Annotated in this window: 31 protein-coding genes and 2 tRNA genes; 17 read left to right on the top strand and 16 right to left on the bottom strand. The window is 69.0% G+C overall.

Annotation, left to right across the window (positions count from 1 at the left end):
• Nucleotides 1–2: 2 nt before the first annotated feature.
• Nucleotides 3–227, bottom strand: a complete 225-nt coding sequence (locus KF780_08335; GenBank protein ID MBX3561807.1) for a hypothetical protein — start codon at nt 225–227, stop codon at nt 3–5.
• A 101-nt stretch (nt 228–328) separates the two neighbouring features.
• On the opposite strand from KF780_08335, the gene KF780_08330 reads away from it, so the two are divergent.
• Complete coding sequence (locus KF780_08330; GenBank protein MBX3561806.1) at nt 329–664, top strand: hypothetical protein; 336 nt, start codon at nt 329–331, stop codon at nt 662–664.
• A 60-nt stretch (nt 665–724) separates the two neighbouring features.
• Nucleotides 725–2,053 carry a 30S ribosomal protein S12 methylthiotransferase RimO gene (gene rimO / locus KF780_08325; protein MBX3561805.1) on the top strand — a complete coding sequence of 443 codons (1,329 nt, stop codon included), beginning with the start codon at nt 725–727 and terminating at the stop codon, nt 2,051–2,053.
• 3 nt (nt 2,054–2,056) lie between these two features.
• Here rimO and KF780_08320 read toward each other — a convergent pair whose 3' ends face one another.
• Nucleotides 2,057–2,500, bottom strand: a complete 444-nt coding sequence (locus KF780_08320; GenBank protein MBX3561804.1) for a hypothetical protein — start codon at nt 2,498–2,500, stop codon at nt 2,057–2,059.
• A gap of 132 nt (nt 2,501–2,632) precedes the next feature.
• Between KF780_08320 and KF780_08315 the strand changes: the two genes are divergently transcribed.
• The 3 genes from KF780_08315 to KF780_08305 all read left to right on the top strand — a co-directional run bounded on the left by KF780_08315 (nt 2,633) and on the right by KF780_08305 (nt 5,324).
• A complete protein-coding gene (locus KF780_08315) occupies nt 2,633–4,018 on the top strand; it encodes a leucyl aminopeptidase family protein (GenBank protein MBX3561803.1) in 1,386 nt (461 codons plus the stop codon).
• Between the two features lie 129 nt (nt 4,019–4,147).
• Nucleotides 4,148–4,489 (top strand): MarR family transcriptional regulator, encoded by a 342-nt coding sequence (locus tag KF780_08310; protein ID MBX3561802.1) that lies wholly within the window; start codon nt 4,148–4,150, stop codon nt 4,487–4,489.
• Nucleotides 4,404–5,324: a C40 family peptidase gene (locus tag KF780_08305; GenBank protein ID MBX3561801.1), complete on the top strand. Its 921-nt coding sequence runs from the start codon at nt 4,404–4,406 to the stop codon at nt 5,322–5,324. Before KF780_08310 ends, KF780_08305 begins: the two co-directional genes overlap by 86 nt.
• Here the strand turns inward: KF780_08305 and mltG are convergent, their stop codons facing one another.
• The 4 genes from mltG to KF780_08285 all read right to left on the bottom strand — a co-directional run bounded on the left by mltG (nt 5,325) and on the right by KF780_08285 (nt 8,497).
• The gene (gene mltG / locus KF780_08300) at nt 5,325–6,299 is read right to left on the bottom strand and encodes an endolytic transglycosylase MltG (protein ID MBX3561800.1); all 975 of its coding nucleotides are present in this window, start codon (nt 6,297–6,299) and stop codon (nt 5,325–5,327) included.
• Nucleotides 6,300–6,314: 15 nt separating this feature from the next.
• Nucleotides 6,315–7,571 carry a beta-ketoacyl-ACP synthase II gene (fabF, locus tag KF780_08295; protein MBX3561799.1) on the bottom strand — a complete coding sequence of 419 codons (1,257 nt, stop codon included), beginning with the start codon at nt 7,569–7,571 and terminating at the stop codon, nt 6,315–6,317.
• A 110-nt stretch (nt 7,572–7,681) separates the two neighbouring features.
• A complete protein-coding gene (locus KF780_08290) occupies nt 7,682–7,918 on the bottom strand; it encodes an acyl carrier protein (GenBank protein MBX3561798.1) in 237 nt (78 codons plus the stop codon).
• 75 nt (nt 7,919–7,993) lie between these two features.
• Nucleotides 7,994–8,497, bottom strand: a complete 504-nt coding sequence (locus KF780_08285; protein ID MBX3561797.1) for a hypothetical protein — start codon at nt 8,495–8,497, stop codon at nt 7,994–7,996.
• A gap of 108 nt (nt 8,498–8,605) precedes the next feature.
• Here KF780_08285 and KF780_08280 point away from each other — a divergent pair, with 108 nt between their 5' ends.
• Nucleotides 8,606–9,580 (top strand): phosphatase PAP2 family protein, encoded by a 975-nt coding sequence (locus tag KF780_08280; GenBank protein MBX3561796.1) that lies wholly within the window; start codon nt 8,606–8,608, stop codon nt 9,578–9,580.
• On the opposite strand, the gene fabG is transcribed toward KF780_08280, so the two are convergent.
• From fabG to fabD, 3 genes are read right to left on the bottom strand one after another with little or no spacing between them, the layout of a single operon-like run.
• A complete protein-coding gene (fabG, locus tag KF780_08275; protein ID MBX3561795.1) occupies nt 9,534–10,271 on the bottom strand; it encodes a 3-oxoacyl-[acyl-carrier-protein] reductase in 738 nt (245 codons plus the stop codon). The two genes, KF780_08280 and fabG, sit on opposite strands and share 47 nt — an antisense overlap.
• Before the next feature lies 1 nt (nt 10,272).
• Nucleotides 10,273–10,716, bottom strand: coding sequence for a GxxExxY protein (locus tag KF780_08270; protein ID MBX3561794.1), 444 nt, complete (start codon nt 10,714–10,716; stop codon nt 10,273–10,275).
• Between the two features lie 45 nt (nt 10,717–10,761).
• On the bottom strand, nt 10,762–11,709 hold the full coding sequence (fabD, locus tag KF780_08265) for an ACP S-malonyltransferase (GenBank protein ID MBX3561793.1): 948 nt from the start codon (nt 11,707–11,709) through the stop codon (nt 10,762–10,764).
• A 207-nt stretch (nt 11,710–11,916) separates the two neighbouring features.
• Here fabD and rpsF point away from each other — a divergent pair, with 207 nt between their 5' ends.
• From rpsF to rplI, 3 genes are read left to right on the top strand one after another with little or no spacing between them, the layout of a single operon-like run.
• Nucleotides 11,917–12,354 carry a 30S ribosomal protein S6 gene (gene rpsF / locus KF780_08260; protein ID MBX3561792.1) on the top strand — a complete coding sequence of 146 codons (438 nt, stop codon included), beginning with the start codon at nt 11,917–11,919 and terminating at the stop codon, nt 12,352–12,354.
• A gap of 18 nt (nt 12,355–12,372) precedes the next feature.
• Nucleotides 12,373–12,597, top strand: a complete 225-nt coding sequence (gene rpsR, locus KF780_08255) for a 30S ribosomal protein S18 (GenBank protein MBX3561791.1) — start codon at nt 12,373–12,375, stop codon at nt 12,595–12,597.
• 12 nt (nt 12,598–12,609) lie between these two features.
• Nucleotides 12,610–13,245 (top strand): 50S ribosomal protein L9, encoded by a 636-nt coding sequence (gene rplI, locus KF780_08250; GenBank protein MBX3561790.1) that lies wholly within the window; start codon nt 12,610–12,612, stop codon nt 13,243–13,245.
• 259 nt (nt 13,246–13,504) lie between these two features.
• On the opposite strand, the gene KF780_08245 is transcribed toward rplI, so the two are convergent.
• From KF780_08245 to KF780_08215, 7 genes are all read right to left on the bottom strand, one after another.
• Nucleotides 13,505–14,791: an MHS family MFS transporter gene (locus tag KF780_08245; protein MBX3561789.1), complete on the bottom strand. Its 1,287-nt coding sequence runs from the start codon at nt 14,789–14,791 to the stop codon at nt 13,505–13,507.
• A 46-nt stretch (nt 14,792–14,837) separates the two neighbouring features.
• A complete protein-coding gene (gene folE, locus KF780_08240) occupies nt 14,838–15,464 on the bottom strand; it encodes a GTP cyclohydrolase I FolE (protein ID MBX3561788.1) in 627 nt (208 codons plus the stop codon).
• Nucleotides 15,465–15,481: 17 nt separating this feature from the next.
• Nucleotides 15,482–15,558, bottom strand: a tRNA-Arg gene (locus KF780_08235).
• A 39-nt stretch (nt 15,559–15,597) separates the two neighbouring features.
• Nucleotides 15,598–16,023: a DUF1178 family protein gene (locus tag KF780_08230; GenBank protein ID MBX3561787.1), complete on the bottom strand. Its 426-nt coding sequence runs from the start codon at nt 16,021–16,023 to the stop codon at nt 15,598–15,600.
• Nucleotides 16,020–16,853, bottom strand: coding sequence for a carbon-nitrogen hydrolase family protein (locus tag KF780_08225; GenBank protein ID MBX3561786.1), 834 nt, complete (start codon nt 16,851–16,853; stop codon nt 16,020–16,022). The genes KF780_08230 and KF780_08225 overlap by 4 nt, the downstream gene beginning before the upstream one ends.
• Nucleotides 16,850–17,110, bottom strand: a complete 261-nt coding sequence (gene grxC, locus KF780_08220) for a glutaredoxin 3 (GenBank protein MBX3561785.1) — start codon at nt 17,108–17,110, stop codon at nt 16,850–16,852. Before grxC ends, KF780_08225 begins: the two co-directional genes overlap by 4 nt.
• 32 nt (nt 17,111–17,142) lie before the next feature.
• Nucleotides 17,143–17,892: a ComF family protein gene (locus KF780_08215; protein ID MBX3561784.1), complete on the bottom strand. Its 750-nt coding sequence runs from the start codon at nt 17,890–17,892 to the stop codon at nt 17,143–17,145.
• 77 nt (nt 17,893–17,969) lie between these two features.
• Between KF780_08215 and KF780_08210 the strand changes: the two genes are divergently transcribed.
• The 8 genes from KF780_08210 to KF780_08175 all read left to right on the top strand — a co-directional run bounded on the left by KF780_08210 (nt 17,970) and on the right by KF780_08175 (nt 25,226).
• Nucleotides 17,970–18,043 (top strand) — tRNA-Cys (locus KF780_08210).
• Nucleotides 18,044–18,348: 305 nt separating this feature from the next.
• On the top strand, nt 18,349–19,113 hold the full coding sequence (locus tag KF780_08205; GenBank protein MBX3561783.1) for a chorismate mutase: 765 nt from the start codon (nt 18,349–18,351) through the stop codon (nt 19,111–19,113).
• The gene (locus tag KF780_08200) at nt 19,110–20,411 is read left to right on the top strand and encodes a 3-deoxy-7-phosphoheptulonate synthase (GenBank protein MBX3561782.1); all 1,302 of its coding nucleotides are present in this window, start codon (nt 19,110–19,112) and stop codon (nt 20,409–20,411) included. Before KF780_08205 ends, KF780_08200 begins: the two co-directional genes overlap by 4 nt.
• Nucleotides 20,408–21,724, top strand: coding sequence for a 3-phosphoshikimate 1-carboxyvinyltransferase (gene aroA, locus KF780_08195; GenBank protein ID MBX3561781.1), 1,317 nt, complete (start codon nt 20,408–20,410; stop codon nt 21,722–21,724). Before KF780_08200 ends, aroA begins: the two co-directional genes overlap by 4 nt.
• A 1-nt stretch (nt 21,725) precedes the next feature.
• A complete protein-coding gene (locus KF780_08190) occupies nt 21,726–22,277 on the top strand; it encodes a prephenate dehydratase (protein MBX3561780.1) in 552 nt (183 codons plus the stop codon).
• Nucleotides 22,274–23,353, top strand: a complete 1,080-nt coding sequence (aroC, locus tag KF780_08185; protein ID MBX3561779.1) for a chorismate synthase — start codon at nt 22,274–22,276, stop codon at nt 23,351–23,353. The genes KF780_08190 and aroC overlap by 4 nt, the downstream gene beginning before the upstream one ends.
• Complete coding sequence (gene aroB, locus KF780_08180) at nt 23,350–24,432, top strand: 3-dehydroquinate synthase (protein ID MBX3561778.1); 1,083 nt, start codon at nt 23,350–23,352, stop codon at nt 24,430–24,432. Before aroC ends, aroB begins: the two co-directional genes overlap by 4 nt.
• On the top strand, nt 24,429–25,226 hold the full coding sequence (locus KF780_08175; protein MBX3561777.1) for a shikimate dehydrogenase: 798 nt from the start codon (nt 24,429–24,431) through the stop codon (nt 25,224–25,226). Before aroB ends, KF780_08175 begins: the two co-directional genes overlap by 4 nt.
• The last annotated feature ends 7 nt before the right edge of the window (nt 25,227–25,233 follow it).

The following is a 25,233-nucleotide window of genomic DNA, read 5'->3' as shown; positions in this document are numbered from 1 at the left end:
CTCTATTCCGCTCCGGTCCATTTCGCCACGACTATGGCGCCCGGCGTGCCGCCCGGCGCAACCGGTTGATGATGGACGCACAACACGGTCAGATAATTGATCTGGCCATCGCGTTCGACGCTGATCCGGTCGGCCGGCGACGGCAAAGCGAGGAAATCCAGCTCGCCCCAATCCTCCGACTGGTCGCGCAGAGCGCCCCGTTCCACCAGCAACTTCAACCGCGCCATCCCCTTCTCCTTCACAGCCCATCTTGGACTCGCCACGGCGTAAAGGAAAGCACCGCCGGTCGAACTGGAATGTCGCCCGGTTCGAAACTATGTGCCCGGCGATGGCGAACACGATGATCTGCCGGCTCTGGCGCGGCTGGACCAATCCGGAAAATGCCGATGCCTATCAGGCGATCGTGCATGGCGAGGTCATTCCCGGCATCGAGGCGCGGCGGATCCCCGGGTTCCTCCATATCGATCTGATGCGCCGCGATCTGGACGGCGAGGTCGAATTCCAGACCCTGATGTGGTTCCGCGATCTGGACGCGATCATCACCTTCATGGGTGAGGATTATGAGATCAGCCATGTCCCCGCCGCTGCCCGCGCCGTGCTCTCGCGGTTCGACGAACGCGCGGCCCATTATGAAGTGATCGACCGGCGGGCGCAGCACGGCTGAGCTTTTCCGGCGAAGCGCACTAGGAAAATCGCGCCAGTGCGCCTATGTGCCGCGCCTTCGATGGAACTCGAACTTCCCGTCCCGCCCAAGATCGGCATGGTTTCGCTCGGCTGCCCGAAGAACCTCGTCGATTCGGAGCGCATCCTGACCAAGCTCCGCTCGGACGGCTATGCCATGTCCGCGGATTATGCGGACGCGGACGTCGTGCTGGTCAACACCTGCGGCTTCCTCGACAGCGCCAAGGAAGAGAGCCTGGAGGCGATCGGCGAAGCGATCGCGGAGAATGGCCGGGTCATCGTCACTGGCTGCATGGGCAAGGAAGCGGAGGTCATCCGCGAACGCTTCCCCAACGTCCTCGCCGTCACCGGCGCGCATCAATATGAGGAGGTGGTCGGCGCCGTCCATGTCGCCGCGCCGATGCCGCCCAGCGCCTATCTGAACCTGGTGCCGGACGCGGGCCTGAAGCTGACCCCGCGCCACTATTCCTATCTGAAGATTTCGGAGGGCTGCAATCATCGCTGCGCCTTCTGCATCATCCCGAGCCTGCGCGGCGATCTGGTCAGCCGCCGGCCCGACGCGATCCTGCGCGAAGCGGAAAAGCTGGTCGCGGCCGGCACGAAGGAATTGCTGGTCATCAGCCAGGACACCTCGGCCTACGGCGTGGACATCCGCAAGGAGCCGCGCGCCTGGCAGGGCCGCGAGATCGTGCCGCACATGACCGATCTCGCCCGCGAGCTGGGCCGGATCGCGCCCTGGGTGCGGCTCCACTATGTCTATCCCTATCCGTATGTCGACAATGTCATCCCGCTAATGGCTGAGGGGTTGGTCCTTCCCTATCTCGACATCCCGTTCCAGCACGCCTCGCGCAGCGTCCTCAAGGCGATGCGCCGCCCCGCCAACGAGGCGAAGGTGCTGGAGCGCATCCGGGGCTGGCGCGACATCTGCCCGGACATCGCGATCCGCTCCACCTTCATCGTCGGCTTCCCCGGCGAGACGGACGCGGATTTCGATTATCTGCTGGAGTGGCTGGACGAGGCCCAGCTCGACCGCGTCGGCGCCTTCCGCTTCGAGCCGGTGAAGGGGGCGGCGGCGAACGGCCTGCCCGGCGCCGTGCCGGAAGAGGTGAAGGAAGAGCGCTACGCCCGCTTCATGGCGAAAAGCGCCGCCATCTCCGCCGCGAAGCTCGCCGCCAGGGTCGGCCGCACGCTGGAGGTCATCATCGACGCTGTGGACGAGAATGGCGGCGCGACCGGCCGGAGCAAGGCCGACGCGCCGGACATCGACGGCGAGGTCTTCCTGCGCGACGCCGGCCATCTGGCCCAGGGGGAGATCGTGCCGGTGCGGATCGAGGACGCCGACGAGCACGATCTGTTCGGTGTGCCCGCCTGATCGTCAGGCGGCCAGCGCGTAACGCCGGTTTCGCCCGTCGCCATCACTGTCATTGGCGGGGCGCTGCGCGTGGATCCTGGCGCGGCGGGGCGCGCGCGGGCGCGCCACACGGAAAACGCGCACTGCGCGCAGCTTCAGATATTGCCAGAATCCCTTGGTCCGCGCCGTCGCGGCGATCATCCACGAGGCGATGGCGGCATCGACGTAGAGCGCGATGTCCCACGCCATGACGAGCAGGATGTCGCTGGCGCCGAGCATCACCAGTGACTGACCGCAGGACAGCGCCAGAAACACCGCCACGACACCATAGATGACATGCCGCCGATCCCATTCGGCGAGCTTCGCCAGAGGTGCCTCGACGAAGGCGTGATGCAGGCTCTTCGCCGCCGGAATGTCGGGGAGCAGCTTCATCATCAGGATGAGGCCCAGCAGCAGTCCGGCGATCATGGCCCCTCCCCTTTTGCCTCTTAGCAGATAGGCACGCGCGTCATGCGCACAATCCCCCAGATGGCCGGCGCGAGTGCGGCCTGTGTGCCGCTCTCTCTGGCTTCGCACGCCGGAAATGCTTAATCCGGCGCGATGACCGACCTTTCCCCCCTCCTTCAGCCCGACAAGGGCCAGCCCGCCACATCGCTCCAGCTCGTCGACAAGGCGGGCTTCGAGAGCTGGCTTAAGACGCTGCCGGAAAAGGCACGGCGGGCGGCGGAGGCGCAGGGGTTCAAGGGCGAGGGTTATCAGCTCGCCGTCCTGCCCGGCGAACGGGACGAATGGTTCGCGGCACTGGGTGTCGCCAATGTCGCGGAGCTCACCCCCTGGTGCCTCGCCAGGGCGGCGGAGGCGCTGCCGGAGGGCCGCTACCGCGTCGCCGGCGGCCCCGGCCCGGCCATGCTCGGCTGGCTGTTCGGCCAGTATCGCTTCGACCGCTACAGGGAGAAGAAGGACGCCAAGGGCCCGCGCGTCCTGCTGACCGACGATCCGGCGCGGATCGAGGAGGTGGCGCGGATCGCCGAGGCCGTCTTCCTGGTCCGCGATCTGGTCAACACGCCCGCCGGCGATCTAGGCCCGGAGGAGCTGGAGATCGCGGCGCTGGCGCTGGCCGACGAATGCGGCGCGCAGGTCCGCATCGTGCGCGATCATGCGCTGAACGAAGGCTATCCGATGGTCGCGGCGGTGGGCGCTGCCGCGACGCCGACCCGCGCGCCGCGGCTGATCGCGCTGGACTGGGGCGATCAGCGCCACCCCAGGATCGCGATCGTCGGCAAGGGCGTCTGCTTCGATTCCGGCGGGCTCGATCTCAAGCCCGCCTCCGCTATGCGGCTGATGAAGAAGGACATGGGCGGGGCGGCACACGCGCTGGCGCTGGCGCGACTGGTGATGCGCGCGCGGCTGCCGGTCCGGCTGAAGCTGCTCATCCCGGCGGTCGAGAATGCGGTGTCGGGCGCCGCCTTCCGCCCCGGCGACATATTGAAGAGCCGCAAGGGCCTGACCGTCGAGGTCGGCAATACCGACGCGGAAGGCCGCCTGATCCTCGCCGACGCGCTGACCGACGCGGTCGAGAGCGAGCCCGAGCTGATCCTCGATTTCGCGACCCTGACCGGCGCGGCGCGGGTCGCGCTGGGGCCGGACCTGCCGGCGATGTTCGCCAATGACGACGCGCTGGCCGACGACCTGCTCGCGGCCGGCACGACCGTTTCGGATCCGCTGTGGCGGATGCCGCTATGGCAGCCCTATGAGGAGATGCTGAAATCCGACATCGCCGATCTCGGCAATGTCTCGGAGGCGCCGATGGCGGGGCCGATCACGGCCGCCCTGTTCCTGGGAAGGTTCGTGCCCGAAACCGTCGCCTGGGCGCATTTCGATACTTTCGCCTGGCGCATGACGGCCAAGCCGGGGCGGCCGAAGGGCGGCGAAGCCCTTGGGCTTCGCGCGGCCTGGGATATGCTGCGGACGCGCTATCCGGCCTGATCGGCGGGCTGAATCGCGGGAAAATCGCCGGAATCGGGAAACGAAACCGCCGCTTGCTGGTTTTGTCTCCGTAACGTCGCAACAATTCCCGGAGCAGATGTCGTGGCCGAGCAAGCCCTGCGAAGCTGGATGAACACGCTGGTAAATTATGTGCGGTCCGGCGAACCCGATCTCACCAACCGCCAGATGGCGCTGATGATGCTGGTCTATCTCACGTCCGGCCCGCACACGGTGCGCGGCCTGGCGCAGTCGCTGGGTGTTTCCAAGCCGGTCATCACGCGCGCCTTGAACACGCTCGGCTCGCTCGGCTATCTGCGCAGGGTTCGCGACGAAAACGACCGCCGCAACGTCTTCGTCGCCAAGACCAGCACGGGACAGGACTTCCTTGACAGCTTCCAGCGCAACCTCGAACGGAACGCGGCCGACAACGACAGCGGACCCGAGCGACGCCTCGTTCTCCAGCGCGGCTGACGGCTTCGCCCTCGCCGGCCCTTCCATTCGGCTCGATCCCAGGATCAACGCCTATCGCGGCGACATCGCCGACATCATCCTCGCCGGCCGCATCCTCGCTCCCCATTATGCCCGCGCCCTGATCCGCGCCTGCGGCTCGCGTCCCGCTTATGTGCGCGCCAGCCCCGACGCGGACGCCGAGGCGCGGAGCGAATTGCTGCCCGGCGAGGCTTTCGCCGTGCTCGAATATGCCGGCGGCTGGGCCTGGGGCCAGTGCGCGGGCGACCGGGTGGTCGGCTATGTCGAGGCGATCGCGCTCGCCGATCCCGTCCAGCCCACCCATGTCGTGTGCGAGAAATGGGCGCCGGTCGCGCCCGATCCGCGCGTCACCGCGCCGGTGCTGGCCGGCCTGCCGATGGGCGCGCGGCTGAACGGCCACCCGGACGGCGCCTGTCTCGCCACCGAATATGGCTGCGTGCCGATGAGCCATTTGCGCGGCATCGACGATCCCGAGGCCGATCCGGTGACGGTGGCCGAGCGGCTGATCGGCATCCCCTGGCTGGACGGCGGGCGCGGGCCCGAAGGCATCGACGCCGGCGGCCTCGTCCAGCTCGCGCTCGGCCTCACCGGCATCGCCGCGCCGCGCTTCGTCGATCTTCAGCGCACATTGGGCAAGCCGGTCCCGGGCGGCGCGTCGCTGCGCCGGGGCGACCTCATCGTCGCGGGCGAGAAGGCCGGGCTGATGATCGACGATCTGATGCTGATCCACGCCAGCCGCGAGGCGGGCAAGGTCACGGCCTCCCCCGTCGCCTCGTTCGACGGGCCTGATACCGTGCGGCGGCGCCTGGACCTCTAGCTACATCTCGCCGCGCGCGCGGCGGATGGCGTACCAGCGCTCCACATTCGCCCGGTGCTGCTCGTAGGTGTCGGCGAAGACGTGGCCGCCGGTGCCGTCGGCGACGAAGAAGAGCGCGCTGGTCCGCTCCGGATTGAGCACGGCGGCGATCGATTCGCGTCCCGGATTGGCGATTGGCCCGATCGGCAGGCCGGCCTGCCGATAGGTGTTGTAGCCGTTATTGGCGTTGAGTTCGGAGCGCAGGATGCGCCGGCCGAGCGGTCGGCCCCGGGTGATCGGATAGATCACGGTGGGGTCGGCCTGAAGCGGCATGTTCCGGCGGATACGGTTGGTATAGACGCCCGCGATCAGCCGCCGTTCGGAGGGCTTGCCGGTCTCCTTTTCCACGACCGAGGCGAGGATGACCGCCGCTTCCGGGCTCGCCACCGCGATGTCGGCGCTGCGCTCCGCCCAGAGCCGCGCCAGCGTGTCGCGCATCGCCCGCTGCATCCGCGCCAGCACCGCCGCGCGCGTCTCGCCGCGCTGGTAATTGTAGCTGTCGGGCAGCACAGAACCTTCGCGCGGCACGTCGATCTCACCGGTGAGATAGGGCACCTGCATCAGCCGCTCGTGGACCAGCACCGAAGGCATGCCTTCGGGAATGGTCACGAGCCGCTGGATCGGCCGGCCATATTGGAGGTGGGTGAGGATGGCCGAAGCGCTCATCCGCTCGCGCAGCTGGAACTCGCCGGCCTGGATCGGCGCGGCCGAGCCGAAGATTCGCGCGAAACCGCGGAAAATGGTCGAGCTGCCCCGGATCAGCCCCTCGCTTTCGAGTTGCTGCGCGACCCGCGCGACGCTGGCGCCCTGCGCGACGATGATCGTCCTGGGTTCCTCGAACGGTCCCGGCCCGGCCCACAGGATCCAGAAGGCCGTGCCGGCGCCGATGATCGCCAGCGCCGGCAGGATGACGAGCAGGATGAGCGCGCGCTTCATAACGCCCAGATCGGGCTAGACGGCCTTCATGACAAGGCTGGCATTGGTGCCGCCGAAGCCGAAGCTGTTGTTCAACACCGCCTTCACCTCGCGCTGCCGCGCCACATGCGGCACCAGGTCCACGCCTTCGGTGCCCTCGTCCGGATTGTCGAGGTTGAGGGTCGGCGGCACGACCTGGTCGCGGATGGCGAGGATGCAGAAGATGCTTTCCACCGCGCCGGCGCCGCCCAGCAAATGGCCGATCGCCGACTTGGTCGAGCTCATCGAGACCTTGCCGATCGCGTTGCCGAACAGGCTGCGGACCGCGCCCAGCTCGATCGTGTCGGCCATGGTCGAGGTGCCGTGAGCGTTGATATAGTCGATGTCGGCCGGAACCATGCCCGCCTTCTTGAGCGCCATCTCCATCGACCGGTAGGCGCCGGACCCTTCCGGATGCGGCGCCGTCACATGGTGCGCGTCGCCCGACAGGCCGTAGCCGACCACCTCGGCATAGATTTTCGCGCCGCGCGCCTTGGCATGCTCATATTCCTCGAGCACGACGACGCCCGCGCCCTCGCCCATGACGAAACCGTCGCGGTCCTTGTCATAGGGCCGGCTCGCCTGTTCCGGCCGGTCGTTGTAGGTCATGTTGAGCGCGCGCGCCTGCGCGAAGCCGGCAATGCCGATCGGGCAGATCGTCGCCTCGGCGCCGCCGGCCAGCATGATGTCGGCATCGTCGTCGCGGATCATCCGCGCCGCATCGCCGATCGAGTGCGCGCCGGTCGAGCAGGCGGTGACGACGGCGTGGTTCGGCCCCATCAGGCCGTATTTGATGCTCACCTGGCCCGAGATCAGGTTGATCAGCCGGCCGTGGACGAAATGCGGGCTGACCCGTCCCGGGCCCTTCTCGGCCAGCAGCAGGCTTTCGCTCTCGATCCCCGGCAGGCCGCCGATCCCCGAGCCGATCGACACGCCGGCGCGCAGCCGCGTCGCCTCGTCCATCTCGGTCAGCCCCGCATCCTCCAGCGCCTGCCCGGCCGCGTCGAGGCCGTAGACGATGAAGGGATCGACCTGCCGCTGGATCTTGTGATCGACCCGCTTGCCCGGATCGAAGCCATATTCGTGATCGGCCGGCTTCACCTCGCAGGCGATCGTGCACTTCTGGTCGCTGGCGTCGAACTTGGTGATCGGCCCCGCGCCGCTCTTGGAGGCAAGGATATTCTTCCAGCTTGTCTCGACATCCCCGCCGAGCGGCGTGACAAGCCCGAGACCGGTGACAACGACACGGCGCATTTCAAACTCCCAAGATAGACAAACGGCCCCCCAGCCAGCGGCGGGGAGCCGTTTTCAAGTCAAAGCGGCTCACACACCGCCGCCGCGCTCGCGCGGACGGCCAGCGCGGATCAGGCCTTGTTCGAATCGATATAGTCGATCGCGTCCTTGACCGTCGAAATCTTCTCGGCGGCGTCGTCCGGAATCTCGACCCCGAACTCTTCCTCGAACGCCATGACCAGCTCGACGATGTCGAGGCTGTCCGCGCCCAGATCGTCGATGAAGCTCGCTTCTTCGGTCACCTTGTCGGCCTCGACGCCGAGATGCTCGACGACGATCTTCTTCACGCGGTCCGCGGTCTCGCTCATATATAACCTTTCCCTAGAGGCGTATTCGTTGCCCACGCCCTAGCGCCTCGCATGGGGCTTGCGCAAGTGGCGCGGCTATTGCGGCGGCAAACCGCGCGCGACCCGCTCCGGAATAATCAGCGTTGCCAGATAGTTGCCGAGCATCGTGCCATGCTCGTCCAGCGCCGCCATCGGCACGCCGGCCGCTTGGAGCTCCAGCAACATCCGCTCGGCCGCGGCCTCGTCGGGATATTCGATCCGCGTCGTCCCGTTCTGGCGGGCATACCAGGCATCGACGATCGCCGGGTCGATATTGCGCGCGGCGAGACGCCCGCGCAGCGCTTCGCCGGCAAGCGCTGTGAACGCCACCATCATGAAGGCGCGGCCGGTGCCGGCATCATGTCCGGCGCGCTCGCCGCAGGCGCGCAGGCGCAGGCCCATTTCCTCCGGAAATGGCGAAGGGGCGCGGTTCAACAGCGCATCGGCCATCGCCTCGCGCTCCGCCGGGCTCACGACCTCCCGGGCGCAATCCAGCCCCGCCATCGGCGACACCGGCTGCATCGCCAGCGCGAGAGCCCCGATCACATGCGCAACGATCATCTGTCCCCCCTGTCCGGCGGCCAGATTAGAGCGCCGATGCCGGGGCACAAGCCCGCTTGATCGCGACGCTTCACCAAGTCTTTACGGCGGCGGTGCCATGGCGGCGCGATGCGCGCGCGGCACACCCGCCCCGAAACCCATGGCAGCGACGATGCCGGCTGGCTGCTGACGCTCGCCTTGCTGGCGCCGATCGGCGCGCTCCAGCTTTACGACCCCTTTTCGCTGCACTGGCGCAGCCTGCTGCCGCCGGGCCTGTTCGTCGCGCTCCTGGCGGCGGCGGCCTATGTCTATCGCCATCGCCGGCCGGAACCGCGCATCGTCGCGATGGTGGTGGGGCTGCAACAGATGGTGTTGTTCACCTGCCTCGGCATCCTCCTCTCCTACATGGTCGCGGCGCGCGGCGGCGCGTTCTGGGACGCGAGCTTTCATCGCTGGGATCTCGCGCTCGGGCTCGACTGGCGCGCCTATCTCGACTTCGTCGACGCGCGCGCCGCATTGGGTACGACCCTGCGGCTCGCTTATGCCAGCCTGATGCCGCAGATGATCGTGGTGATCCTCGCGCTCGGCTTCGCGGGCAGGCTGCTGCAGCTGCGCATGGTGGTGATCGCCGCGATTCTCTCCGGCACGGCGGCGATCCTGATCTCCGGCCTCATGCCGGCCATGGCCTATTTCGTCCATCTCGGCCTTGGCCCGCAGGATTATCCGAACCTCCACCCCGCCGCCGCCTTCGTCCATCAGGAACATATGCTGGCGCTGCGTTCGGGCGAATTGCGCTTCGTCTCGTTCGAGACGATGGAGGGGATCATCACATTTCCGAGCTACCACGCCGCTTTGGCCGCGATCTTCGCCTGGGGCTTCGCGCACGCCCATGCCGCGATCCGCTGGCCCGGCATGGCGCTGGCGGCGCTCACTTTGCTCGCCACGCCGATCGACGGCGGCCACTATTTCGTCGACGTGATCGCCGGTATCGCCCTCGCCGCGCTCGGCCTGTGGGCGGCCTCGCTTCTGGCCCTGCTCGAACGCCCCGGCTGGGCGCTCAGAGCATCGCCATCCCGCCATTCACATGCAGCGTCTGCCCGGTGACATAGCCGGCCTCGCGGCTCGCCAGATAGACGGCGGCTGCCGCGATATCCTCGCCGGTGCCGAGATCGCCGACCGGGATGCGGCCCAGCAGCGCCTCCTTCTGCGCGTCCGGCAGCACGTCGGTCATCGCCGAGCGGATGAAGCCCGGCGCGATGCAGTTCACGGTGATGCCGCGCGAGGCGACCTCCTGCGCCAGCGCCTTGGACATGCCGACCAGCCCCGCCTTCGACGCGGCATAATTGGCCTGCCCCGGATTGCCCGTCGCGCCGACCACCGAGGTCACGGAGATGATCCGCCCGAAGCGCGCGCGCATCATCGGCTTCAGCGCCGCGCGGGCGAGGCGGAAGGCGGCCTCGAGGTTGACGCGGATCACCGTGTCCCACTCCTCGTCCTTCATCCGCATGGCGAGATTGTCGCGCGTGACGCCGGCATTGTTGACGAGGATGTCGATCTGACCCAGCGCCTCGACGGCCTGCGGCACCAGCGCATCCACCGCGGCGGCATCGCCGAGATCGCAGACCAAAGCGACATGATCGCCGCCCAGCTCGGCGCGAAACGCCCCCAGCTTCTCCGCATTGGACCCGGACACCGCCAGCCGCGCCCCCTGTGCCGCCAGCCCCTTCGCCACCGCTGAACCGATCCCGCCCGAAGCGCCGGTGACGAGGGCGGTCATTCCTGAAAGATCGAACATATTAAGCTCCTGGAGGAATCTGGTTCACGCGGAGACGCGGAGAAGGAAGGGGAGACGCGGAGGGATTATAATCATTGACGATGCGCCGAACACCTTCCTTCAGTGTTGCGCCTCCGAAATTCAGAAGCAGCCCGACGGGCTGCTTCAAAAGTCGCAAATAGGTCAACAGCTGCTTGCTGTGGACCGGCATCAAGCATTCAACGGATTTGACCTCGACCAGCAGGCGTCCTTCGACAAGGACGTCAACACGAAAAGCGGCCTCGAAGCGAACAGTCTCGAACTCTGCGCTAATCGACTTCTGCCGCTCAACGACAAAGCCGGCATCCTCCAATCGCTTCGCCAAGAGTGCTTCATACACACTTTCAAGCAATCCGGGGCCAAGGTCGCGATGCAATCGCAAGGCGACATCGAGAACCTCGCCGCTAATCTCATCGATATCCCGCATTCCTCCTCCGCGTCTCTTTTCCTTCTCCGCGTCTCCGCGTGGAAATCAAATCTCCTTCAACAGCGCGTCGATGTCGTCCGGGGTCACGACGCTCGTCACCATTGCGTCGGGGGCGATGCGCTTGACCATGGGGCCGAGCACCTTGCCGCCGAACTCGACGAAATGGGTCACGCCCCCCTCCCACATCGCCAGCACGCTTTCGCGCCAGCGGACCATGCCCGTCACCTGATCGACCAGCAGCTTGCGGATTTCGTCGGGATCGCGCGCCGGCGCGGCGGTGACATTGGCATAGACCGGCACCGCGGGCGCGGCGAGCGTGGCGTCGGCCAAAGCGGCTTCCATCGCATCGGCGGCGGGCCGCATCAGCGGGCAATGGAACGGCGCGGAGACGGGCAGCGGCACGGCGCGCTTGGCGCCCTTGTCCTTCGCGATGGCGATGGCCCGGTCGATCGCCCCCTTGTGGCCGGAGATCACGACCTGCGACGGATCGTTGTCGTTGGCGACCGTGCAGATCAGCCGGCTTGCGCCATCCGGCGCGGGGCCCTCCGCCGCCGCCTCGGCGATCGCCTGGGCGATGGCGAGATCGGCGCCGAGCAGCGCCGCCATCGCCCCCTCCCCCACCGGCACCGCCGCCTGCATCGCCCGCCCGCGCAGCTTCAAGAGCCGCGCCGTCGTCGCCAGATCGAACGCCCCCGCCGCGCACAAAGCCGAATATTCGCCCAGGCTGTGGCCGGCGACGAAATCCGCCTTGGCGCCAAGATCGATGCCCGACGCGCGCAGCGTCGCCACGGCATTGGCCATGATCGCCGGCTGGGCATTTTCGGTCAGCATCAGTTCCTCCGCCGGCCCCTCCGCCATCAGCCGGAAGAGATGCTGCCCCAGCGCCTCGTCCACCTCCGCGAACACGTCGCGCGCGGCGGCGCTGGCCTCGGCGAGCGCCGCGCCCATGCCGACCGACTGGCTCCCCTGCCCCGGAAAAATGAATGCGCGCATCGGACGTCCTCCTGTTCGCGCGGGCTGGTAGGCCAGCGCGCGCCCGGAGCGCAAGCGGGCTTGATTTTCCCGGCCCTTTCCGTCAAAGGCGCTCGCATCCGGGGCGAAGGCACTTCCTTCCGCCCCGGCTTACGTTTGAGAAGACAGCCGGAGGGGCGTCCGCAACGGGCGGCGTCAGCGATCGGCCAAAAGAAGGAATGCGACGGCATGGCTCTCTACGAGCATGTGTTTCTCGCGCGTCAGGATCTGGCCCAGGCCCAGGTGGACGCGCTGGCGGAGACCGCCACCAAGATCATCGAGGACAATGGCGGCAAGGTCGTGAAGACCGAGACCTGGGGTCTTCGCAACATCGCCTATCGCATCGCGAAGAACCGCAAGGCCCATTATGTCGCGCTCGATTTCGAGGCGCCGGCCCCGGTCGTCGCCGAGCTGGAGCGCCAGACGCAGATCAACGAGGACGTCATCCGCTACATGACCATCAAGGTCGATGCGCATGAGCAGGGTCCGTCGGTGATGATGCGCCGGGGCGACCGCGACAAGCGCGACCGCGACGATCGCGGCCCCCGTGGAGACCGTGATGATCGCGGCCCGCGTGGCGACCGCGAGGACCGCCCGCGCCGTTCGCGCGAAGAATTCGACGCCTAAGGGACAGGAGCAAGAGACATGGCACGCCCATTCTTCCGCCGCCGCAAGTCCTGCCCCTTTTCGGGCAAGGATGCGCCGCGCATCGATTACAAGGACGTCCGTCTGCTGCAGGGCTTCGTGTCCGAGCGCGGCAAGATCGTCCCGAGCCGGATCACGGCCGTTTCCACCAAGAAGCAGCGCGAGCTGGCCAGGGCGATCAAGCGCGCCCGCCATATCGGCCTGCTGCCCTATGTCGTGAAATAAGGAGCAAGGACGATGGACGTTATCCTGCTCGAACGCATCGAGAAGCTCGGCACCATCGGCGACGTGGTGAAGGTGAAGAACGGCTATGCCCGCAACTTCCTCCTTCCCCGCGGCAAGGCGCTGCGCGCCAATGAGGCCAACCGCAAGGTCTTCGAAGCCAATCGCGAGAAGATCGAGGCCAGCAACGCCGAGCGCCGCACCGACGCCGAAAAGGACGCCAGGAAGATCGACGGGACCAAGATCCAGCTGATCCGTCAGGCCTCCAACACCGGCCAGCTCTACGGTTCGGTTTCCGCCCGCGATCTCGCCGAGGCGCTGGAAGCCGACGGCCACAAGGTCGCCAAGAACCAGATCGTGCTCGACAAGCCGATCAAGGCGATCGGCCTCACCGACGTCAAGATCGCGCTCCACCCGGAAGTGTCGGTCACCATCCAGGTCAATGTCGCCCGCTCGCCCGAAGAGGCCGAGCTCCAGGCGCAGGGCAAGGATGTGATCGCCGAGATGTTCGAACAGGACGTCGCGGGCTTCACCGAGGAGTTCGACCCGAACGCCGAACCGGGCGAGATCGCGCCGGAGCCGGCCGAGGAAACCCCCGCCGAGGAGGCACCGGCCGCCGGCGAGGAGAACGAGACGGCCGAAGAGGCCTGATCGCGCGCCTCCGCGCTGAACGAGAAGGCCGCCGGTTCCCATCGAACCGGCGGCCTTTCTCTTATTGTGTTCCCGCGAAGGCGGGAGCACATGGAGATGCGATCCGGACCCTAGAGTCGGATTCTCCTGCTTTGAATCCCTCCACCGTTCGGGCTGAGCTTGTCGAAGCCCTGCCCTTCTCTTCGGCTTCAAAAGAAGAACAGCCCTTCGACAAGCTCAGGGCGAACGGAGTGCTGCTTCAACGCTGCCGGATCAAACCCTAGCGGATCGCGGTCAGCTCGACGCCCTTCGTCTCGCGTGCCAGCAGCGCCGTGACGCCGCTGATCGCGCAGCTCGCGCCGACATAGACGGCCACCGGCAGCCAGCTTTCATATTCGCGGTAGAGCCACAGCGCGACGATCGGCGCCAGCGAGCCGCCGACGATGGCGGTGAGCTGATAGGCCATCGACACGCCCGAGTAGCGGATGCGCGTCGGGAACAATTCGGTGATGAAGGCCGCCTGCGGCCCGTACATCGCGCCGTGCAGGACCAGGCCGACGACCAAAGCGAGCACGATCGCCCCGTCATTGCCGCTGCCCAGCAAGGGAAACATGGCGAAGCTCCAGGCCGCGAGTCCCAGCCCGCCGAACGCATAGACCGGGCGCCGCCCGATCCGGTCGGAGAGGATGGCGAAGAGCGGGATGGCGAAGAACTGCACCGCCGCGCCTATCAGCAGCGTGTTCAGCGCCAGGCTGCGCGTCTCCGCCGCGACATCGACCAGATAGGTGAGCGAGAAGACGGTGAGGATATAATAGGAGATGTTCTCGCCGATCCTCAGGCCCGCGCCGAGCACGACGGCGCGCGGCCGCTCGCGCAGCACGTCCATGGCGGGGAGCCTGGGCGGCGCCTCCGCCTCGGCCAGCGCGTCCTCGAAGGTCCGGCTCTCGGTAACGCGGTTGCGGATATACCAGCCGACCACGACCAGGAAGGCCGACAGCAGGAACGGGATGCGCCAGCCCCAGTCGAGGAAATCCGCCTCGTCCTGGATGCCGGCCATCAGCGCCAGCACGCCGGCGGCGAGCAGGTTGCCCGCCGGCACGCCCGCCTGCGGCCAGCTCGCCCAGAAGCCGCGCCGGGCGGCGTCGCCATGCTCGGCCGCCATCAGCACCGCCCCGCCCCATTCGCCGCCGACCGCGAAGCCCTGCACGAGCCGCAGGAAGATGAGCGCGAGCGGCGCCCAGACGCCGATCTGGGCATAGGTCGGCAGCAGGCCGATCAGCACGGTGGCCACGCCCATCATGACGAGGCTCAGCATCAGCAGCTTCTTGCGCCCGATCCGGTCGCCATAATGACCGAAGACGATCCCGCCGACGGGGCGCGCGATGAAGCCCAGCGCATAGGTGCCGAAGGCGAGCAGGGTGCCGGTCAGCGGATCATATTCAGGGAAGAAGAGGCGGTTGAAGACCAAAGCGGCGGCGGCGCCGTAGAGGAAGAAATCGTACCATTCGATCGTCGTGCCGATCATGCTCGCCGCCACGACGCGGCGGATCGGCGTGTGCGCCCGCATGCCCTCCGTCTCGCCCGATCCGCTCATGCCCGCGCCCCGGCCCGGCTCAATAGCCCATCAGGGCGAGCACTTCGCGCCGGCTGCGCTCGTCGTCGCGGAAGACGCCCATCATCCGGCTGGTCGTCATCATCACGCCGGGCGTGCGCACGCCGCGCGCGGTCATGCAGGCATGGCTCGCCTCGATCACCACGGCGACGCCGAGCGGGTGGAGATTGTCCCAGATGCAGTCGGCGACCTGTGCGGTCAGCCGCTCCTGCACCTGGAGCCGCCGGGCGAAACCGTGCAGCACCCGGGCGAGCTTGGAGATGCCGACCACCCTGTCGCCGGGCAGATAGGCGATCGCCGCCTTGCCGATGATCGGCGCCAGATGATGCTCGCAATGCGACTGGAACGGGATGTCCTTCAACAGCACGATCTCGTCATAGCCGCCCACTTCCTCGAAGGTGCGGCTGAGATGGCGGGCCGGGTCTTCCTCGTAGCCCTTCGCATATTCGCGCCAGGCGCGGGCGACGCGCGCGGGCGTGTCGAGCAGCCCTTCGCGGTCGGGATCGTCGCCCGCCCAGCGGATCAGCGCGCGGATCGCCTCCCGCACATCTTCCGGCACGGCGATCTTGCCGGGCTCGTCGACCAGATCGCCGTTCGCCGGATCGGGTTCGTGGGTGTCGCCGGCCATCATGCCCTCGATCGTAATGGTGACCCCGAGAGGATTCGAACCTCTGGCCTACTGATTAGGAATCAGTCGCTCTATCCTGCTGAGCTACGGGGCCGATGCGTCGCGCGCGGTTTGGCGCAAGGCGGCGGGCGGGTCAATTCTCCTCGCCAGGCTCCACCACCGGAAAGGGCAAGGGCGCGACCGGGACGCCTTCGTCGGCCAGGGTTCTTGCTTCCTCGCGGGTGGCACGGCCGTGGATGGCGCGCGCGGCGGCCTCGCCGAGATGGATGGCGCGGGCCTCGTCGGGGAAGCGGTCGCCGACGAAGTCGCTCTTCTCCAGCATCCGTTTCTGGAGATCGGCCATCTCGGCCAGCGCCTTCTTCACGCTCGCCGGATCGGGGGCGCTGTTGCTCTTGGCGCCGACATTGGGGGCCATCGGCGCCTTCTCCACCTCGCCGGTATTGCAGATCGGGCAGGTGACGAGGCCGCGCGCGCGCTGCGCCTCATAATCCTCCGACGAGCCGAACCAGCCTTCGAAGACATGGCCCTGCGCTGTGCAGCGAAGGTCGAACACGATCATGACGCGAACCGCTCCGGGCGCGGAATCGGCCGGCGGTGCAGCAAGGCGGGCAGGCGCGCGCGGACTTCCTCGACCTGGCCGGGATCGATGTCCGCGAACCCCACGCCCGTCGCCGCGCCGCCCATGTCGAGCAGCAATTTGCCCCAGGGGTCGACGACCAGGCTGTGGCCGTAGGTGACGCGCCCGTCCGCGTGCCGGCCGGCCTGGGCGGCGGCGATCACGAACACGCCCGCCTCGATCGCCCGGGCGCGCATCAGCACATGCCAGTGCGCCTCGCCGGTCGGCACGGTGAAGGCGGCGGGAATGGCGAGCATGGTGGCGCCGTGATTGGTGAGCGCGGCGTAGAGATCGGGAAAGCGCAGATCGTAGCAGATCGACAGGCCCAGCGCCCCGACCGGCGTATCGGCCACGACCGCGCGGCTGCCGCCGCGATAGGCGGCGGATTCCCGCCAGCTCTCCCCGGTCGGCAGATCGACGTCGAACAGGTGGATCTTGTCGTAGCGCGCCCGGATCGCGCCCTCATCGTCGATCACGAAGCCGCGGTTGACCAGCCTGTCGCCGTCCGCGTCGAGCAGGGCGAGCGAGCCGACATGCACCCAGATGCCCGCCTTCGCCGCCGCCGCGCGCAGCTGCGCCAGCACCGGATCGTCGCTCTCGAAATGGAGATGCCGCATCGCCCGCGTGCGGTCGCGGTCGAGCAGGCCGCTCATTTCCGGCGTGAACAGCATCGCCGCGTCGCCGGCCGCGGCCTCTTCCACCGCCGCGACCAGGGCGCGGCCATTGGCGGCCGGGTCGATGCCGGTCCGCGCCTGATAGAGCGCGATCCTCATGCGTCGCCGAGCAGCGGATCGAGCTTGCCCGCCGCGTCGAGCGCGTGGAGATCGTCGCTGCCGCCGATATGGCGGTCGTCGATGAAGATCTGCGGCACGGTGGCGCGGCCATTGGCGCGCTGGATCATCTCGGCGCGCTTCGGCCCGCCCATCGTGATGTCATATTCCTCGTAAGCCGCGCCCTTGGCGTCGAGCAGCCGCTTGGCGCTCTTGCAATAGCCGCAAAAAAACTTGGTGTAGATTTCGATCCGGGCCATGCCCTTCGAAGTGAGGCGGCGAGGTCCGCTTGTCAATCTTCGGCGCCGCGCACCACCCGCGCCCAGGCCAGCACCCGCACCTCGCCCGCCCCGGCGCGCTTCAGGGTCCGCGCGCAGCCATTGGCGGTCGCGCCGCTGGTATAGACATCGTCGATCAGGATGACGGCGCGGCCCTTCACCTCCGCCTTGCGCTCCGGCGGCACGCGAAAGGCGCCGCGCAGCGCGTCGCGGCGCTGGGCGGCATTCATGCCCTTGAGCGGCGGCGTGCGCTTCACCCGCTCGATCAGGTCCAGCCGCGCCGCGATTCCCGTGCGCCGGGCCAGCGCCTGCGCGATCAAGGCCGCCTGATTGTAGCCGCGCCGCCAGATCCGCCAGCGATGCAGCGGCACCGGCACGAGCAGCGCGTCCGGCATCGCCTCGACATGGCGCGCCATGAACCCGGCCACCGTCTCGGCGACGCCCGGCCGGCCGCCATATTTGAGCTTGAGCGCCACCCGGCGCGGAATGTCGCCATAAGCGACGGCGGCGCGCAGCCGGTCGAAGCGCGGCGGATGCGCGAGGCAGTTGCCGCACAGCGCGTCCGGCCCCTGTTCGTAGTCGAAGGGCAGCGCGCAGCGGGCGCAGCACGGATCGCCGAGAAAGGTCAGGCTGGACCAGCAGGTCATGCAGAAGCGGTGCGGCTCGGCCGTCACCGCGCCGCAGCCCGGGCAGCGCGGCGGCAGCGCGAAATCGATCGCCGGCCGCAGCGCGCGGCGCGCCAGAAGCGGCAAGGCCTCCATCATCCGGACAATGCGACTCCCCGCGCCGCGCCGCAAGGCCGGTTGACAGCGCCGCCAAAGCCGACCATCTCGCCGGCGGCGGCCCGATGGCGGAGTGGTTACGCAGAGGACTGCAAATCCTTGCACGCCGGTTCGATTCCGGCTCGGGCCTCCACTCCCAGCCGTATTTCCGCGCTTCTCAATCGCGTGACTTGACAAGGCAGGCCGCACGCCTCACCCTTAAGGCGACGGCGAATTGTGCCGTCGGCAGGAGCAATCGCCATGCGCAAAGGGCAGGACATAAGCACCCTCGCTTCGCAGGTCGGCGCACGCTTCTTTTTTGTCGGCTCGTTTATCGGCCGGTACGCCTGAGGGCGTGCCGGACGCGGATCGCTTTTTCACCTGAAAATCCGAACTGAAACGCCGCCAGGCCGCGGTCCCGCGCATCGGGTCCGGCCAGGACGCGTCGAGAGACCGATAATGCCCAGACACGATATCCTCGCGCCCGCTCCGGCCGGTGCCCGACCGACGCCGACCCTCCAGTCCCTCCGCGCGGCGATCGACCGGATCGACGACGAATTGCTGGCGCTGATCGAGCGCCGCCTCTCCCACGCCCGGGCGATCGCCGCGCGCAAGCAGGACGATCACCTGAACGCGCTGCTGCTCCGGCCCGACCGCGAGCGCGACGTGGTGGCACGGCTGACCGCACGCACCGATGCGCTGCCCGACACCGCCATCGCCGCCGTCTGGCGCGAGCTGATGGCGGTCAGCCTGCAGACGCAGCGCCGGACCGAGATCGTGCTTCATGCCGGCGCCCAGCCGGTGGCGGTCACCAACGTCGTGCGACAGCGTTTCGGCTGCGCCGCGCCGATCGTCGTCGCCGGCGGACCGGAGGAGGCGCTGGCCCGCGCCCGCAGCCGCGAGGCGATCGCGGTGATCGAGCTCGACCCGCTGAGCAGCTGGTGGGTGGACCTGTTCCACGACCGCGCGCTCGTCATCTTCGACTGGCTGGGCGAGGGCCCGACCGGCGCGGCGGCGCTGGCGGTCGGGCGGATGACCGGCGATTGCCGGCCGCGGGGCGTCACCTTCCCGATCGTCGGCGCGACCACGCTGGCGCGCCGCATGGCGGAGGGCGAGGATATCCGCCCGCTCGCCATGTGCGGCCATCTGCGTCTTTGCATCAGCCGGTCCGAAGGGGCTATGGCGGCCGAAGAGCCCGTGTTGAGGCAAAGCCAGGGACGATGACGTTGAAGTGGACCCCGCAATCGTGGCGCGACCGCCCGGCCGCGCAATTGCCGGCCTATGGCGATGCCGCCGCGCTCGCCACCGTCGAATCCTGCCTCGCCGCCGCCGCCCCGCTGACCGCCATCGCCGAGAATGCCGCGCTGACCGCCGCGCTCGCCGAGGTGGCGGCGGGCCGCGCCATGCTGCTCCAGGGCGGCGACTGCGCCGAGACCTTCGCCGAATTCGGCGCCGAGAAGGTGCGCGTCACCTTCAACCTGCTGCTCGAAATGGCCGCGATGCTGCGCGCCGGCGGCGCGGGCGAGGTGGTGACGGTGGCCCGCATCGCCGGCCAGTTCGCCAAGCCGCGTTCGTCCGACACCGAGACGGTCGGCGACGTCACCCTCCCCGCCTATCGCGGCGACATCGTCAACGGCCCGGATTTCGATCCCGCCAGCCGCGCGCCCGATCCGATGCGAATGCTGGAGGCGCACCGCCAGTCCAAGGTGACGGTCGATCTGCTGCGTGCCTATGGCGCGGCGGCCTATGCCGATCTCTCCGAAGTGCACCGCAGCGCGCGTCAGCGGATCGGCCTGCGCTTCGATCATGGCGCCGCGCCCGGCGACATGGCCCGCCCGGCTTTCGTCCATACCAGCCACGAGGCTTTGCTGCTCCATTACGAGCAGGCGCTGACCCGCTGGGACCCGGCGAGCGAGGCCTGGTGGGCGACCTCCGCGCATATGCTGTGGATCGGCGATCGCACCCGCCAGCTCGACGGCGCCCATGTCGAATATGCGCGTGGCATCGCCAACACGATCGGCCTCAAATGCGGGCCGAGCCTCCAGGCGGACGAATTGCTGCGGCTGATCGAACGGCTCGATCCGGACAATCGGCCCGGCCGGCTGGTGCTGATCGGCCGTTTCGGCGCGCGCGAGGCCGCCAGGCGGCTCCCCGCCCTGATGCGCGCGACCCGCGACGCCGGGCGCCAGATCGTCTGGTCGATCGATCCGATGCACGGCAACACGGTCACCAAGGCGGGGCGCAAGACCCGGCTGATGCCCGACATCCTGGCCGAGATCGCGACCTTCTTCGACGTGGCGCGCGCCGAGGGCGTGCATCCGGGCGGCGTCCATCTCGAGATGACCGGCGCGCATGTCACCGAATGTCTGGGTGGCAGCAATCCGCTCGGCGAGGAAGACCTCGCCCGGCGCTACCTCACCCATTGCGATCCCCGGCTCAACCAGGCCCAGGCGATCGACGTCGCCGCCGACGTGGCGCGGCTGGTGATGGACGAGCCCCGCCGCGCCTCCAACGCGGCATGAGCGCGATCATGGCGGCGGCGAACGGGCTGCGCGCGGGCCCGGCGAGTGCCCTGCGCGGCCGGATCGTGGTGCCCGGCGACAAGTCGATCTCGCACCGCGCGCTGATCCTGGGCGCGATGGCAACGGGCGAGACGCGGATCGAAGGGCTGCTCGAAAGCGACGACGTGCTGGCCACCGCCGCGGCGGTGCGCGCGCTCGGCGCCGACGTGGAGAAGATGGGTGAACTCTGGCGGGTACGCGGCGGCGCCTGGCGTTCGCCGTCCGCGCCGATCGATTGCGGCAATTCGGGAACGGCGGCGCGGCTGCTGATCGGCGCGGTCGCGGGCCGGGCGGTTCGCGCGGCCTTCACTGGCGACGAGTCCCTGCGCGGCCGTCCGATGGGCCGCGTGACCGCGCCGCTCGAAGCGATGGGCGCGTGGTTCGAAGGCGGCGACCGGCTGCCGCTCACCGTCCATGGCGGCGGGCTCGGCGGCATCCGCTTCGAGAACGCGACGGCCTCGGCCCAGGTCAAATCCGCCATCCTGCTCGCCGGGCTCGGCACCGATGCGGAGGTGACGGTGGTCGAGCCGCGCCCGAGCCGCGACCATAGCGAGAAGCTGCTCGCCGCCTTCGGCTGCGACATCGAAGTGAAGGCCGACGGCGACGGCCGCCGCATCCGCCTCGGCGCGAACCGGGCGCTGCGCGGGGCCGATCTCCACGTCCCCGGCGACCCCTCCTCCGCCGCCTTCCCGCTGGTCGCGGCTTTGATCGTGCCGGGCTCCGAGGTGACCGTGCACGGTGTGCTGGTCAATCCGCTGCGCGCCGGCCTGTTCGAGACGCTCACCGAGATGAGCGCGGACCTTCGCATCGAAAACCGCCGTACGATCGGCGGCGAGGAAGTGGCGGACATCACCGCCCGCGCCTCTACTCTGCGCGGCATAACCGTCCCCGCCGCCCGCGCGCCGGCGATGATCGACGAATATCCGATCCTCGCCGTCGCCGCCGCCTTCGCCGAAGGCAAGACGGTGATGCACGGCCTCGGCGAACTGCGCGTCAAGGAAAGCGACCGGCTCGCCGCCATCCTCGCCGGTCTCGCGTCCTGCGGCGTCCAGGCCAGTGCCGAGGGCGATACGCTGCGCGTCACCGGCGGCACGCCGGCCGGCGGCGGCGCGGTCGCCACCCATGGCGATCATCGCATCGCGATGAGCTTCCTCGGCCTCGGCCTCGCCGCCCGCGCACCGGTGTCGGTGGACCGCGCCGACATGATCGCCACCTCGTTTCCCGGCTTCGCCGATCTGCTATATTCGCTGGGCGCAGGCCTGACGGAGATTTGAGGTGAAGATCGCTTATCAGGGGGCGCCCGGCGCGTTCGGCTGGGAGGCCTGCCGCATTTTCCTGCCGGAATGGACGCCGGTGGCGCGCGCGACCTTCACCGGCGTCGTGAAGGCCGTCCTCGCCGGCAAGGCAGCGCGCGGCATGGTCCCCCTGCGCAATGCGATCGCCGGCCCGGTGCCGGGCGTCGAGGAGCTGATCCGGGAGAGCGGCCTGCTGGTGGTCGAGCGGCATCGGCTGCCGATCCGCATGCACCTGCTCGGCCTGCCCGATGCCGCGCTGGACCGCATCGCGCGCGTGACGAGCCACCCGGTCGCGCTCGGCCAGTGCGGGCGCTGGATCGCGGAAGCGGACGTCGCCACCAGCGAGGCGTCGAATACCGCCGTCGCGGCACAGCAACTGGCGGAATCCGGCGATGCGACGACCGGCGTGATCGCCTCCGAAGCCGCCGCCGACGCCTATGGCCTCAAGATCCTCTACCGCGACGTGCACGACCGCGACGACAATCACACCATCTTCTGCGTGCTCGCCCGCGCCGAGGAGGCGGGGGCATGAGCGTCAACAGCTTCGGCCGGGTGCTGCGCGTCTCGACCTGGGGCGAAAGCCACGGCCCGGCGATCGGCGCGCTGGTGGACGGCTGCCCACCGGGCCTCGCGCTCACCGAAGCCGACATCCAGCCCTATCTCGACAGGCGCCGCCCCGGCCAGTCGCGCTTCACCACGCAGCGCCGCGAGCCGGATGCGGTCCGCATCCTCTCCGGCACGTTCGAGGGCCGCACCACCGGCACGCCGATCAGCCTGACGATCGAGAATGTCGACCAGCGATCGAAGGACTATGCGGACATCGCCGCCGCATACCGACCCGGCCATGCCGATTACGCCTATGACGCCAAATACGGCCTGCGCGACCATCGCGGCGGCGGCCGCTCCAGCGCGCGCGAGACGGCGGCGCGGGTCGCGGCGGGCGCGGCGGCGCGGCTGATCGTTCCCGAGGTGGCGATCCGCGCCTGTGTCGTCGAGCTGGGCGGCGATGCGATCGACCGGGCGGCGTTCGACCCGGAAGCGATCGACGCCAATCCCTTCTTCTGCCCCGATCACGCCGCCGCCGCGCGCTGGGAGGGCCTGGTGGACGCCGCCCGCAAATCCGGCGATTCGCTGGGCGCGGTCGTCGAATGCGTGGCGACCGGCGTGCCCGCCGGCTGGGGCGCGCCGGTTTACGCCAAGCTCGACGCCGATCTCGCCGCCGCGCTCATGTCGATCAACGCCGTCAAGGGCGTGGAGATCGGGGACGGTTTCGCTGCCGCCCGCTTGACGGGCAGCGAGAATGCCGACGAGATGCGCGCCGGCGCGGACGGCAGGCCCGCCTTCCTCGCCAACCATGCCGGCGGCGTCGCGGGCGGCATCTCGACCGGTCAGCCGATCGTCGTGCGCGCCGCCTTCAAGCCGACCTCGTCGATCCTCACCCCGGTGCGCACGCTCGATCGGGACGGCAACGAGACCGAGATCGTCACCAGGGGCCGCCACGATCCCTGCGTCGGCATTCGCGGCGCGCCGGTGGTCGAGGCGATGGTCGCGCTGGTGCTGGCCGATCACAAGCTGCTCGACCGCGCCCAATGCGGGGAGCGCGGATGAGCCGGGTCGAGGTCGCGCTCGGCGACCGGTCCTATCCCATCCTGATCGAGCCGGGCCTGCTCGGCCGCGCCGCCGCGCCCCTCGCCCCCTTCGTGCGCGGCGGGCGGCTGATCGTGGTCAGCGACGTGAACGTCTGGGCGGCGCAGGGCGCAAGGCTCGCTGCGGGCGCGGAGCTGGTCCCGATCGTCCTGCCCCCCGGCGAAAGCACGAAGAGCTGGGAACAGCTCTCGGCTCTGCTCGACAAGCTGTTGGAATTGAATGTCGAACGCTCCGATCATATCCTCGCCTTTGGCGGCGGCGTGATCGGCGATCTGGTCGGCTTCGCCGCGTCGATCCTGAAGCGCGGCTGCGGCTTCGTGCAGGTGCCCACCACCCTGCTCGCCCAGGTCGATTCCTCGGTCGGCGGCAAGACCGCGATCAACGTGCCCGCCGGCAAGAATCTCGTCGGCGCCTTCCACCAGCCGGCCTTGGTGCTGATCGATCCCGATTGCCTCGACACCCTGCCACCGCGCGATATCCGCGCCGGCTATGCCGAGGTCGTCAAATACGGCCTGATCGACGATCCGGCCTTCTTCGCCTGGTGCGAGGCGTACGGCGCGGCCCTGCTCGCCGGCGACGGCGCGGCGCGGACCCACGCGATCGAGACCAGCGTGAAGGCCAAGGCCCGCATCGTCGCCGCCGACGAGCGCGAGACGAAAGGCACGCGCGCTTTGCTCAATCTCGGCCACACCTTCGCCCATGCGCTGGAGGCGGAGACCGGCTTTTCCGATCGCCTGCTGCACGGCGAGGCGGTGGCGCTCGGCATGGTCCTCGCTTTCCGCTTCTCCGCCGCGCGCGGCCTGTGCCCGACGGAGGATGCCGAGCGGGTGGCCCGCCACCTCGCCGGCGGCGGCTTCGCGACCAGCCTCGCCGAAGCGGGGATCGACGCGAGCGGGGCCGCGCTGGCGGCGCATATGGCGCACGACAAGAAGGCGTCGGGCGGCAAGGTCCCCTTCCTGCTCGCGCGGGGCATCGGGCAAACCTATCTCGACCGCGACGTCGATCTCGCCGACGCCGCCGCCTTCCTGGACGCGCGATGACGCCCTATGCCGAGGTGATCGGCGATCCCGTCGCCCAGTCCCGCTCGCCCGCCATCCACGGCGGCTGGCTGGCCGAGGCAGGCATTGAGGCCGATTACAAGGCTACGCGCGTAACCTGTGAAGAAGTAGAAGATTTCCTTGCCGGTCGCCGCAGCGATCCGGCCTGGCGCGGCTGCAACGTCACCGCCCCGCTCAAGCAGGCCGTGATCCCGCATCTCGACCGGCTCGATCCGGCGGCGACGAAGATCGGCGCGGTCAACTGCATCGTGCCGGAAGCGGACGGCCTCACCGGCTACAACACCGATGTGGACGGCGTGACCACCGCGCTCGATGGCGCCGATCTGGCGGGCGCATCAGTCGCCATGATCGGCGCGGGCGGCGCGGCGCGGGCCGGCCTTGCCGCCCTCGCCCAGCTTGGCGCCGCCGACATCCGCCTCCTCGCCCGCACGCCAGAGCGGGCCGAGCCGCTGCGCGCGGTCGCCCCCTTCGCCGCCTTCGGCTTCGACCAGGCACCGCAAGCGATGGCGGGCGTCATGGGAATCGTGAACGCCTCCAGCCTCGGCATGGCCCATATCGGCCCGATGCCGCCCGCTTTGCTCGACGCCCTTCCCTGCGCCCTGCCCAGCGCCATCGCCTTCGACATGGTCTACAACCCGCCCGAAACGGCTTTCCTCACCGCCGCGCGGGCGCACGGCCTGCGCCCCGTCGGCGGCTTCGTGATGCTGGAAGGCCAGGCCCGCCGCGCCTTCCGGCTCTTCTTCGGCGATCTGGCACCCGCGCGCCGATCGGTGTAGGCCTCCG

It is taken from the genome of Sphingomonas sp. (assembly GCA_019635535.1).
Lineage (GTDB): Bacteria > Pseudomonadota > Alphaproteobacteria > Sphingomonadales > Sphingomonadaceae > Allosphingosinicella.
The sequence above is the reverse complement of the archived record's forward strand: the minus strand, read 5'-3'. Positions and strand labels throughout refer to the sequence as shown.

What these genes read in the sequence shown, in the direction of transcription:
- KF780_08205 (MBX3561783.1), top strand. Translation starts at nt 18,349, where the DNA reads ATGCCCAGACACGATATCCTCGCGCCCGCTCCGGCCGGTGCCCGACCG.
- KF780_08330 (MBX3561806.1), top strand. Translation starts at nt 329, where the DNA reads ATGGCGAACACGATGATCTGCCGGCTCTGGCGCGGCTGGACCAATCCG.
- KF780_08285 (MBX3561797.1), bottom strand. Translation starts at nt 8,497, where the DNA reads ATGATCGTTGCGCATGTGATCGGGGCTCTCGCGCTGGCGATGCAGCCG.
- KF780_08175 (MBX3561777.1), top strand. Translation starts at nt 24,429, where the DNA reads ATGACGCCCTATGCCGAGGTGATCGGCGATCCCGTCGCCCAGTCCCGC.
- aroC (MBX3561779.1), top strand. Translation starts at nt 22,274, where the DNA reads ATGAGCGTCAACAGCTTCGGCCGGGTGCTGCGCGTCTCGACCTGGGGC.
- fabG (MBX3561795.1), bottom strand. Translation starts at nt 10,271, where the DNA reads ATGTTCGATCTTTCAGGAATGACCGCCCTCGTCACCGGCGCTTCGGGC.
- KF780_08310 (MBX3561802.1), top strand. Translation starts at nt 4,148, where the DNA reads ATGAACACGCTGGTAAATTATGTGCGGTCCGGCGAACCCGATCTCACC.
- KF780_08320 (MBX3561804.1), bottom strand. Translation starts at nt 2,500, where the DNA reads ATGATCGCCGGACTGCTGCTGGGCCTCATCCTGATGATGAAGCTGCTC.
- aroB (MBX3561778.1), top strand. Translation starts at nt 23,350, where the DNA reads ATGAGCCGGGTCGAGGTCGCGCTCGGCGACCGGTCCTATCCCATCCTG.
- rimO (MBX3561805.1), top strand. Translation starts at nt 725, where the DNA reads ATGGAACTCGAACTTCCCGTCCCGCCCAAGATCGGCATGGTTTCGCTC.
- folE (MBX3561788.1), bottom strand. Translation starts at nt 15,464, where the DNA reads ATGGCCGGCGACACCCACGAACCCGATCCGGCGAACGGCGATCTGGTC.
- rpsR (MBX3561791.1), top strand. Translation starts at nt 12,373, where the DNA reads ATGGCACGCCCATTCTTCCGCCGCCGCAAGTCCTGCCCCTTTTCGGGC.
- fabF (MBX3561799.1), bottom strand. Translation starts at nt 7,571, where the DNA reads ATGCGCCGTGTCGTTGTCACCGGTCTCGGGCTTGTCACGCCGCTCGGC.
- KF780_08270 (MBX3561794.1), bottom strand. Translation starts at nt 10,716, where the DNA reads ATGCGGGATATCGATGAGATTAGCGGCGAGGTTCTCGATGTCGCCTTG.
- rpsF (MBX3561792.1), top strand. Translation starts at nt 11,917, where the DNA reads ATGGCTCTCTACGAGCATGTGTTTCTCGCGCGTCAGGATCTGGCCCAG.
- rplI (MBX3561790.1), top strand. Translation starts at nt 12,610, where the DNA reads ATGGACGTTATCCTGCTCGAACGCATCGAGAAGCTCGGCACCATCGGC.
- KF780_08290 (MBX3561798.1), bottom strand. Translation starts at nt 7,918, where the DNA reads ATGAGCGAGACCGCGGACCGCGTGAAGAAGATCGTCGTCGAGCATCTC.
- KF780_08245 (MBX3561789.1), bottom strand. Translation starts at nt 14,791, where the DNA reads ATGCGGGCGCACACGCCGATCCGCCGCGTCGTGGCGGCGAGCATGATC.
- fabD (MBX3561793.1), bottom strand. Translation starts at nt 11,709, where the DNA reads ATGCGCGCATTCATTTTTCCGGGGCAGGGGAGCCAGTCGGTCGGCATG.
- grxC (MBX3561785.1), bottom strand. Translation starts at nt 17,110, where the DNA reads ATGGCCCGGATCGAAATCTACACCAAGTTTTTTTGCGGCTATTGCAAG.
- KF780_08225 (MBX3561786.1), bottom strand. Translation starts at nt 16,853, where the DNA reads ATGAGGATCGCGCTCTATCAGGCGCGGACCGGCATCGACCCGGCCGCC.
- KF780_08315 (MBX3561803.1), top strand. Translation starts at nt 2,633, where the DNA reads ATGACCGACCTTTCCCCCCTCCTTCAGCCCGACAAGGGCCAGCCCGCC.
- aroA (MBX3561781.1), top strand. Translation starts at nt 20,408, where the DNA reads ATGAGCGCGATCATGGCGGCGGCGAACGGGCTGCGCGCGGGCCCGGCG.
- KF780_08335 (MBX3561807.1), bottom strand. Translation starts at nt 227, where the DNA reads ATGGCGCGGTTGAAGTTGCTGGTGGAACGGGGCGCTCTGCGCGACCAG.
- KF780_08215 (MBX3561784.1), bottom strand. Translation starts at nt 17,892, where the DNA reads ATGATGGAGGCCTTGCCGCTTCTGGCGCGCCGCGCGCTGCGGCCGGCG.
- KF780_08280 (MBX3561796.1), top strand. Translation starts at nt 8,606, where the DNA reads ATGCGCGCGCGGCACACCCGCCCCGAAACCCATGGCAGCGACGATGCC.
- KF780_08200 (MBX3561782.1), top strand. Translation starts at nt 19,110, where the DNA reads ATGACGTTGAAGTGGACCCCGCAATCGTGGCGCGACCGCCCGGCCGCG.
- mltG (MBX3561800.1), bottom strand. Translation starts at nt 6,299, where the DNA reads ATGAAGCGCGCGCTCATCCTGCTCGTCATCCTGCCGGCGCTGGCGATC.
- KF780_08230 (MBX3561787.1), bottom strand. Translation starts at nt 16,023, where the DNA reads ATGATCGTGTTCGACCTTCGCTGCACAGCGCAGGGCCATGTCTTCGAA.